Below are 8,948 nucleotides of genomic sequence, written 5' to 3' on the forward strand. Positions count from 1 at the left end.
CTCATGTATCGGACGAGACGGGTGAGGGCATCTGAAGCGCTGAGAGGGTTGATTCGAGAGACGCATCTGTCTGCAGATCAGCTGGTGATGCCGCTGTTTGTGCGCGCAGGCAAGAAGGTTCGGGCGGCGATCCCAACCATGCCAGGCCAGTTTCAGTTTTCGGTCGATACGCTCGCGCAGGAATGTCGGCAACTCAAGGAGCTTGGCGTACCCGCAGTGCTGCTCTTCGGCCTCTCAGATAAAAAAGATGCGCGGGGCAGCCGGGCCTATGCCAAGAATGGCATTGTGCAGCAAGCGGTGGCGGCGATTAAATCATCGGTGCCTGAGCTGCTGGTCATCACCGATGTGTGCCTCTGCGCGTACACGTTGCATGGGCATTGTGGGGTCGTCGGGAGCGACACACGACACAAGACCCATTTCTACATTGATAATGATGCCTCGGTGGAGATTCTCGCAAAGGTCGCCCTATCGCATGCGAAGGCTGGAGCTGACCTGGTCGCACCATCGGACATGATGGATGGCACGGTAGGAGCGATCCGCAAATTGCTCGATGCTGAGGATTTTGATCGCGTGCCGATCATGGCCTACTCCGTGAAATACGCGTCCAGTTTTTACGGGCCGTTTCGTGAGGCCGTAGACTCAGCACCCCAATTCGGCGATCGCCGCTCCTACCAGATGGACCCGGCTAATGCCGAGGAGGCGTTGCGCAAGGCGCGGTCCGACGTGGAGCAAGGAGCGGATATCCTTATGGTCAAACCAGCGCTGGTCTACCTTGATATTATTCGGCGCGTCAAGCAGGCATTGCCATATCCACTCGCCGCATTTAACGTCAGCGGCGAGTACGCGATGGTCAAAGCGGCGTCAGCTCGCGGCTGGCTGCAGGAGCGGCCGGTCTGGATGGAAATGCTGCTCGCGATGAAACGCGCCGGTGCCGATATCCTCATCACCTACTGGGCCAAAGACGCCGCCAGACTCCTCAGAGAAGAATGAATCGTCAATCGTCAATCGTCAATCGAAAATCAATCGGAGCTGGTGCTCTCAAGTACCTTGTCGGCGGCGTGAACAGTCCGGTGCGAGCCTTCCGCCATGTTGGCGGCAATCCGCTCATGCTCCGGCAGGGCCGCGACAGCCAGGTGTATGACGTCGATGGTCGCGCCTATGTCGACTTCATCATGGGCTGGGGGTCTTTGATCCACGGTCATCGGCAGGTCAAGGGAAGTACCGTCTTAGGATTAACGCACCCTGCGGAAGCCGAACTAGCTCGCCTGATGGTTGACGCCGTGCCATCGGTCGAGCAGGTCCGCTTTACCGTCTCAGGCACCGAAGCATGCATGACCGCGGTGCGCCTTGCCCGCGCCGTGACCGGGCGCCCGCGCATCCTCATGTTCGATGGCAGTTACCACGGCCATGCCGAGAGCGTGATGGCCGGCAAGACGGCTGGGATCTCTGCGGCCGCAACCCGTGAGGCCATGTCCGTTCCGTATAATGACATCGAGGCTGTGGCGCGTGCGATCCGCCATCATGCCAACAGATTCGCTTGCGTCATCGTCGAGCCGGTGGCGGCCAACACCGGCGTCATCGTGCCTGAGGTGGCGTTCCTCAAACGCCTCAGAGCGCTGACTCAGCGTCATGGTATCCTGCTCATTTTTGATGAAGTCGTCACCGGATTCCGTCTAGCCTTGGGTGGCGCTCAATCCTATTTTCGCATCACGCCGGACCTGACGACCTTTGGCAAGATCATCGGCGGTGGCATGCCGATTGGCGCGCTTGGCGGTCCCGCACGTTTCATGAAACGTCTTGCCCCGGAAGGGAATGTCTATCACGGCGGCACATTTGCCGGCCACCCGCTGAGCATGACCGCGGGCGCGTTCACGCTGAAAAAACTCCACGCCCACCCCCCGTATGGCGCCTTAGACCGTGCAGGCCGCAGGCTCCAACGAGGCCTTCAGCACGCCGCTCAACGCTGTGGTATAGCGATTCAGATCAACCGGCTCGGTTCCATGCTGACGGTCTTTTTCTCCGACCAGCCCATCCGAAACGCCGGTGACGCCGCTCGCAGTCGCCGGCAACAGTTCGCCGCGTGGGCCAATGGCCTGCGGCGGCATGGGATTCTCATTCCGCCATCGCCGTTTGAAGCCCTCTTTCTTTCAACCGCCCACACCGCTCAGGACGTCGATCGGCTTATCACCGCGTCCGAAGAGATCTTCACCGCCATGGGCAACGGCGCGTAAGGGCTCCCAGATCATGCTGGCAACCATCCCCATCGCGCCGCAAGAAAAGCGGCCGTATGTGCAGCGGCTCTTTACCCGGATTGCGCCGCGGTATGACTGGTTCAATCGATTAGCCAGCCTGGGGCTTGACCAACGCTGGCGGCGCCGTGTCGTTCGCGAGGCGAGCATCCACCCAGGCTCCAGGGTGCTGGACGTGTGCTCTGGCACCGGCGATCTGGCGATTCTCTCGGCGCGGCAACTGCAGGGAAACGGCTCGGTGATCGGCGCAGACCTCAATCGCCACATGTTGTCCTTCGCCCAGCGCAAAGCCACAGCGCGTCATCTGCCGATCGTCTGGTGCCAGGCGGAAGCTGAATGCTTGCCGTTTGCCGATGGAAGTTTTGATTGCGTGACGATCGGATTTTCCACGCGCAACCTGAGCGATCTCACCGCGGGGCTCTCCGAAATGATCCGCGTCTTGCGTCCCGCAGGCCGGCTCATCATCCTGGAAACCGGCTATCCTCGCCAGCGCCTGCTGCGATTCGGCTACCAACTGTTTTTGTTGACGGTCGCGCGGACGATCGGATGTGTGCTGACCGGCAGCGTGTGGCCGTTTACGTATCTGGCGCGTTCGGTGCGGCAGTTCCTCACGCCTGAGCAAATGATCGAACGCTTGCAGCAACTCCAAACTGATGTAGAATACCTCCCATTATCCCTGGGGCTCGCAAGCCTCTATCGGGTCACGAAACATGCCTAGCGCACATCGTTCGAGGCGCGTCGAAGCAGTACAGCTTCACCAAGCCCTGGCCCCGGTTGAGCGCGATCTTCAGGCCGTGTCTTCCCGCCTGCTCTCACAATTGGCCGACCCCATCGCGCGGAAAGTCGTCTACCTGGTGACGGCAGGCGGCAAGCGGCTGCGCCCGGCCTTGGTCCTGCTGACCGGCGCGGTCGGTCCCTCGCCGGATCGCCCGGCGCTGATTGACACCGCCACATCCGTCGAGCTCATCCACACCGCCACGCTAATTCACGATGACATTATCGACCAGGCCACTATGCGCCGCGCGCGCCCAAGTTTTCATCAGCGCTGGGGCACGGAACGCGCCTTGCTCATGGGCGACTACCTGTACTCGACGGCGTTTACGATGCTCTCCCGCCTTGAGCAGCCCGCCGTCATCCAGGTCCTCGCCGATGTCTGCCAGCAACTGTGCCGCGGCGAATTGCGGGAAGTGGAAGCCCGGTTTCGCCTGGACTTGACGGAAGCCGAGTACTTTGCGATCATTCAAGAGAAAACAGCGTCGCTCACTGGCGGGTGTTGCCGATCCGGAGCCATCCTCAGCGGCTGCTCGGCAACACAGGTTGAACAGCTGGCCGCGTTCGGCCAGAACTTCGGGGTGGCGTTTCAAATCATTGACGACTGCCTCGATTTGATCGGCGATCAGCGGCAGCTCGGAAAATCGATTCTGGCGGATCTGGACAAAGGGGCCCTCTCGCTTCCGATTATTTACCTCGCACAGCAGTTATCCGCGAAAGCCCGGAACGCGCTCTTTGCTCCCCTGCGCCGGCACGCCAACGACCCGGCGTTTTTGCGCCGTGTGGCCAAGGCGGCTAAGGAATCCGGGGCCGTGGCGAAAGCCCAGGCGCGCGCCGCCGGCTTCATCCGCCGCGCGGAAGCATCGGTCCATGGCATTGAGATGAATGGCCTTCGCATCGCGTATGAGTCGTTAACCGACTACGCGATCTACCGACAGGGGTGAGCCATGCTGGGATTCAATGAACTGCTCGTGATTCTGCTGATCGTGCTGCTGCTCGTCGGAGCCAAGCGGCTGCCGGACATCGGACGGTCTCTCGGCCAGAGCATCCGAGAGTTTCAGAAGGCCCTCAAGGGCAAATCCTCTGAGCAGGACAAGGATGAGTCCGCGACGAAGCCGTAAATGAGCGACGCCGTGTCCTCAACGCCGCCTGCGGCGCCCGCGACACCCTCAGCGCCTCAGAAAGACCTCTGGCGGTGGTTCGATGAGACATTCGGCCGCCGCCAATTCTTGCTCCGCGGCGGCTGGGCGTTTTTCTGGGTCTTCCTGGGCGGCTGGCTGCTCTCCAACCTCAGGTATTTATTCCCCAATGTGCTCTACGAGCCTGCGCTGGCGTTCAAAGCGGGCAAGCCCGAGGAGTATCCCCTCGGGGTCAGCGAGAAATGGAAGAAACTCCAGCGCACCTGGATCGTCCGCACCGAGCGGGGCTTCTACTGTTTCTGGGCCCGCTGCACGCACCTTGGCTGCACCCCGAACTGGTTTGATACGGAAGCGCGGTTTAAATGCCCGTGCCACGGGTCGAACTTCAATGCCGAGGGCGATGTGATCGCCGGTCCCGCCCCGAAAGCGCTCTGGCGGTGCGCGATCCGGCTGGCGGATGACGGGCAGCTGCTCATCGATAAGGGCCGCTTGGAAAACCGCCCTGAGCTGCGAACGATGGGCGACTTCTTCCTGCCGTATCGAAACGCGTAATCCCGCTTAGCATGAAACAGTACGTGAAAAAAACCAAGCTCTGGAAGTCGGTGTTCCGCCACGATTTCACCGATTCGCCCCGGACGCGCCTGCAGCGCATTTTCGGCAACGTCTTCCTGCACCTGCATCCCGTGCGCATCGCGAAAGACGCGCTCAAGGTCACCTACACCTGGGGGCTGGGCGGGTTGTCGTTCTACGCCTTTCTCGTGCTGACGGTCTCAGGCATCATCCTGATGTTCTATTACCGCCCGGCCAGCAGCCTCGCGTATCAAGACATCAAGGATCTCACCTTCGCCGTGACGATGGGCGGCTTTCTGCGCAATCTCCATCGATGGGCCGCGCACCTGATGGTCGTGCTCGTCATTCTGCACATGATGCGCGTCTTCCTGACCGGAGCCTATAAGCCGCCGCGCGAATATAACTGGGTCGTCGGCGTGATCCTCCTCGTGATGACGCTGTTCCTCAGCTACACGGGCTATCTGCTGCCGTGGGACCAGTTGGCCTTGTGGGCGGTCACCGTCGGCGCGCAGATGGCCGCGAATGCTCCGCTGGTGGGCAACGAGGGCCCGTTCCGGCTGCCGTTTATCACCACGGCAAACGATGCCCGCTTCGGCCTGGTGGGTGGGACGATCATCGGCGATGCCACCTTGATTAGGTTTTACGTGCTGCACTGCATCGCCGTGCCGTTCATCTTTTGCATTTTTCTGTGCGTGCATTTCTGGCGCGTCCGCAAAGACAGTTTCTCCAAGCAGACCGGTGTCAAAGTGGATGTCTGGCCGCATCTGGTCTCGCGCGAATTGCTGGCCGCCCTGCTCATCACGATCATCCTCTTCGTATGGTCGATCGTGTTGAACGCGCCGCTGGAAGCCCAGGCGAACCTCAACATCACGCCGAATCCCTCCAAAGCGCCGTGGTACTTCCTGGGGCTGCAGGAACTGCTCGTCTACTTTGATCCATGGATCGCCGGCGTGGTGCTGCCAACCCTCATCATCATCGGCCTCTGCGCCATCCCCTATGTCGATACCAACCCCAAGGGCATCGGGTACTGGGCCAAGATGCGATGGACGTCTGCGCGCGGCGCGCCGCTATGGGTGCCCCAGGAGCGGCCCTTCGCCGTCTCGGTCTTCATGCTCGGGATCATCATGTGGTTCGTGCTGATTGCCATCGGCCAGTTCTGCCGCGGACCGAACTGGGAATGGTATTGGCCGTGGGAACCGTGGAGCTACCGGCGGCTGACCAAGGTGACACTCGGAAATCTGCCCAATCTGTGGGGCCTGACGCTGATGGGCGCCTACGGGCTTCTCGGCGCGCCGATCCCTCAGAAGATCAACGCCAAGCTCGCGGCGACGCGCGGGCCGAGCGCTCCGGCGGCGGCCTCCGCCGCGCTGCACCTGGGCCTGGGTCTGCTCATGGCGGCGGCACTCTTCATCCCGCTCGTCCTCCCGCCGCTGTTTGAGGCGCTGGGACGCTCGCGAAACGCTCCGGTGATTTCCTGGATGTACGGGCTGGTCCAAGCGCATGGCGCGATCGGCTATGCCGTCATCGTGGTCGCGGTCAGCGCCTTCGGAGTGATCCTCGGCGGCATCGGCATCCGATTCGCCGCGCTGAAACATCGGCTGTATGAAGAGCTCGGCCCGATCAAATACGCGATCGTGATGGGCTTATTGCTCATGATGACGGGCGTGCTCGGAAAAATTCTGCTGCGCTTGCTCTTCGGCGTGAAATACCTCATCCATTTTCCATCGCTGAATTTCAACATCTAACCCATGAAACGGCTGCTGTTTTTCTTTTTTTCAGTCACCCTGGTCGCGCTCTTTGCGGTGGTGTTGGTGAATGACACCAACCGCCAGTGGAACCATTACCAGCGCCAGTTTCTTCGCGCGAACCATGATCGGTTGCCGGTCGCAGAGAAGTTCGGGCTGCTGGCCGGCAGCATCAAACAAGTGGTCGTCAACGACCTCCGCGCGGTGGATCGATGCACCACCTGCCACTTAGCCATGGAAAAACCGCAGCTCGCCCTGGCGGAGGAGCCTTTTCAGGAGCACCCGGGCGACTACCTCGCGTGGCATCCGGTGGAAAAATTCGGCTGCACCGTCTGCCATGGCGGTCAGGGCCTGGCCACCGACACGAAGGCGGCCCACGGCGATGTGAAGCACTGGGAGGAGCCGATGCTGCGCGGGCCGCTGGTCCAAGCCTCCTGCCGCCAGTGCCATGGCGATTGGCAGCGCATTGCGGACCAAATACCGCTGCTGGTCAAAGGCCGCGAGCTGTTTAAGGCGAAAGGCTGCTACGGCTGCCACGCCATCAAGGAGTTCGGCGGCACGATCTCTCAGGACCTGACCGAGGTTGGCTCAAAATCGTATCAGCTCATGGAAGCGGATTTTGAGATGATGAAGCCGCCGCATGATCGGATTCATTGGTTCATGCGCAAGCTCAAAAACCCCCGGATGCTCAACCCGGGCGTGCGGCAAGATCAGCTGCCTGAAGGCGAAGAAGAGATCTTTCCGAGCGCGATGCCGAATATCGGCCTCTCCGACGATGAGGTCAGGGCCGTGACGATCTACCTCTTAAGCCTGACCGCCTCGAATCTCCCGGTCTCGTACGTCATCCCAGCTCCGCCTGAGCCTCAGCCGATCTACACGTCGCAGGCGGAGCGAGGCAAAGCCGTGTTTGAGAAATACGGCTGCGCGGCGTGCCACGGCCCAGGGGGTGCTGGCGGGCGCCGCAACCCGAATAGCGGGCTGGGGCATGAAGTGCCGCCGCTGCTGCATGTGAAAGCCTACTACGCCGATCATGTGGAGGATCTCAAACATCTGATCCGCGATGGCCGGCAGCCGACCCCGCGCGCGCAGCCGAACCGTCCCAACCCATTCCTCTACATGCCGGCCTGGAAAGACCGCATTTCGGATGAGGATCTCGAGGCCCTCATCGCCTATCTCTTTACACTCTCCGAGAAGCTTCCTCAGCCTCAGCAGCAAACTCCTCCAAATTCCTGAACGTTTCCGAGCGATATCAAATATCGCCGGTGCCGGCGATATCTGATATCATGCCTCTGCGATGTCTACAAAAGTTGTTGTTGCCATGAGCGGAGGGGTGGATAGCTCGGTCGCGGCGGCGCTGCTGCATGAGCAAGGCTTCGAGGTGATCGGCGTGACGCTGCAGCTCTGGGGCAAGGACGTGTGCACCACGGCTGGCACCAAGTTGTGCTGCTCGGTCCGCGATGCGCTGGATGCCAAGGCGGTGGCCAAGCGGCTGGGGATCCGGCATGAGACGCTGGAGCTGGCCGACACGTTCCGCACGCATGTCATCGACTATTTTGTGGAGAGCTATCACGAGGGGCTGACCCCCAATCCGTGCATCGCGTGCAACGACCATATCAAGTTCGGCTCGCTGCTTGAGCATGCGGACCGGCTTGGCGCTCAGCTCATCGCCACCGGCCACTACGCGCGGATTGTGCCCCCGGCCAGCCTGGCGAGCGGATGTGCGAGCTCAGCGAGCCGGCAGCGAATTCTGTGGAGCTGCGGCCACCTGTTCGATCGCGCCCTTGCCGGGCGCGGAGTTGGTGGCCGCTTCGCTGCAAGGCGAGCGCCCGGAGCGAGCACTGAGCGAGCAGGCTGGCCGGGGGCACCGGGGAGTTCTTCACCCACCACGAACATCGAACGATATCAGCTCTTGAGAGCTGCTACGCCAGAGAAGGACCAGTCCTATGTCCTCTTCAACTTGACGCAAGAGCAACTCTCGCGCGCTCGATTTCCCATCGGCGAGCTGACCAAGCCGCAAGTGCGCGAGATGGCCCGCTCGCTTGGGCTGGCAACCGCGGAGAAGCCTGACAGCCAGGATGTCTGCTTTGTGCGCGACCGGAATAAGGATGGGTTTCTACGCCGTGAGCTCAAGATTGCCGATCAGCCGGGTCAGATTACCACCGTGGATGGTGAGGTTCTTGGCACCCACCAAGGCTTGCTCGGCTACACCATCGGCCAGCGAGAGGGCATTGGCCTGGCGGTGGGCAAACCGATCTACGTGCTCGCCATCGACCAGCCCAACAACCGCCTCGTTGTTGGCGAGCGAGCGCATCTCATGCGTCGAACGCTTATCGCCGAGCGAGTCAACTGGGTGTCGATCGCGCCGCCAACCGAACTGATCCGCGCCTGGGCTAAGATCCGTTCCCGCCATGAGCCAGCCCTGGTCACGATTACACCACGACTTGGCTCGGAGCTGGGGGCTCTGGGCTCTGGGC

At 61.3% G+C, this 8,948-nt stretch carries 9 protein-coding genes; all 9 read left to right on the plus strand.

Annotated features, from left to right (window positions below):
- Positions 1 to 3 precede the first annotated feature (3 nt).
- A complete protein-coding gene (hemB, locus tag HY737_03195) occupies positions 4 to 990 on the plus strand; it encodes a porphobilinogen synthase (GenBank protein ID MBI4597391.1) in 987 nt (328 codons plus the stop codon).
- On the plus strand, positions 987 to 2,231 hold the full coding sequence (locus HY737_03200; protein MBI4597392.1) for a glutamate-1-semialdehyde 2,1-aminomutase: 1,245 nt from the start codon (positions 987 to 989) through the stop codon (positions 2,229 to 2,231). Before hemB ends, HY737_03200 begins: the two co-directional genes overlap by 4 nt.
- 13 nt (positions 2,232 to 2,244) lie before the next feature.
- Complete coding sequence (locus HY737_03205) at positions 2,245 to 2,967, plus strand: ubiquinone/menaquinone biosynthesis methyltransferase (protein MBI4597393.1); 723 nt, start codon at positions 2,245 to 2,247, stop codon at positions 2,965 to 2,967.
- Complete coding sequence (locus HY737_03210) at positions 2,960 to 3,964, plus strand: polyprenyl synthetase family protein (protein MBI4597394.1); 1,005 nt, start codon at positions 2,960 to 2,962, stop codon at positions 3,962 to 3,964. Before HY737_03205 ends, HY737_03210 begins: the two co-directional genes overlap by 8 nt.
- A 3-nt stretch (positions 3,965 to 3,967) precedes the next feature.
- Positions 3,968 to 4,141, plus strand: a complete 174-nt coding sequence (gene tatA / locus HY737_03215) for a twin-arginine translocase TatA/TatE family subunit (protein MBI4597395.1) — start codon at positions 3,968 to 3,970, stop codon at positions 4,139 to 4,141.
- Positions 4,142 to 4,711: a Rieske 2Fe-2S domain-containing protein gene (locus HY737_03220; protein ID MBI4597396.1), complete on the plus strand. Its 570-nt coding sequence runs from the start codon at positions 4,142 to 4,144 to the stop codon at positions 4,709 to 4,711.
- An 11-nt stretch (positions 4,712 to 4,722) separates the two neighbouring features.
- Positions 4,723 to 6,474 (plus strand): cytochrome b N-terminal domain-containing protein, encoded by a 1,752-nt coding sequence (locus HY737_03225; protein ID MBI4597397.1) that lies wholly within the window; start codon positions 4,723 to 4,725, stop codon positions 6,472 to 6,474.
- Positions 6,475 to 6,477: 3 nt separating this feature from the next.
- The gene (locus HY737_03230) at positions 6,478 to 7,707 is read left to right on the plus strand and encodes a c-type cytochrome (GenBank protein ID MBI4597398.1); all 1,230 of its coding nucleotides are present in this window, start codon (positions 6,478 to 6,480) and stop codon (positions 7,705 to 7,707) included.
- 61 nt (positions 7,708 to 7,768) lie between these two features.
- On the plus strand, positions 7,769 to 8,948 hold a 1,180-nt coding region (locus HY737_03235), incomplete at its 3' end, for a tRNA-specific 2-thiouridylase (protein ID MBI4597399.1).

Source organism: Candidatus Omnitrophota bacterium (genome assembly GCA_016209275.1).
In the GTDB taxonomy this organism is placed as follows: Bacteria; Omnitrophota; Gorgyraeia; order Aquiviventales; family Aquiviventaceae; genus JACQWM01.

Excerpts from the sequence above, each read along its gene's own strand:
- hemB (MBI4597391.1), top strand. The coding sequence starts at position 4 with ATGTATCGGACGAGACGGGTGAGGGCATCTGAAGCGCTGAGAGGGTTG.
- HY737_03200 (MBI4597392.1), top strand. The coding sequence starts at position 987 with ATGAATCGTCAATCGTCAATCGTCAATCGAAAATCAATCGGAGCTGGT.
- HY737_03205 (MBI4597393.1), top strand. The coding sequence starts at position 2,245 with ATGCTGGCAACCATCCCCATCGCGCCGCAAGAAAAGCGGCCGTATGTG.
- HY737_03210 (MBI4597394.1), top strand. The coding sequence starts at position 2,960 with ATGCCTAGCGCACATCGTTCGAGGCGCGTCGAAGCAGTACAGCTTCAC.
- tatA (MBI4597395.1), top strand. The coding sequence starts at position 3,968 with ATGCTGGGATTCAATGAACTGCTCGTGATTCTGCTGATCGTGCTGCTG.
- HY737_03220 (MBI4597396.1), top strand. The coding sequence starts at position 4,142 with ATGAGCGACGCCGTGTCCTCAACGCCGCCTGCGGCGCCCGCGACACCC.
- HY737_03225 (MBI4597397.1), top strand. The coding sequence starts at position 4,723 with ATGAAACAGTACGTGAAAAAAACCAAGCTCTGGAAGTCGGTGTTCCGC.
- HY737_03230 (MBI4597398.1), top strand. The coding sequence starts at position 6,478 with ATGAAACGGCTGCTGTTTTTCTTTTTTTCAGTCACCCTGGTCGCGCTC.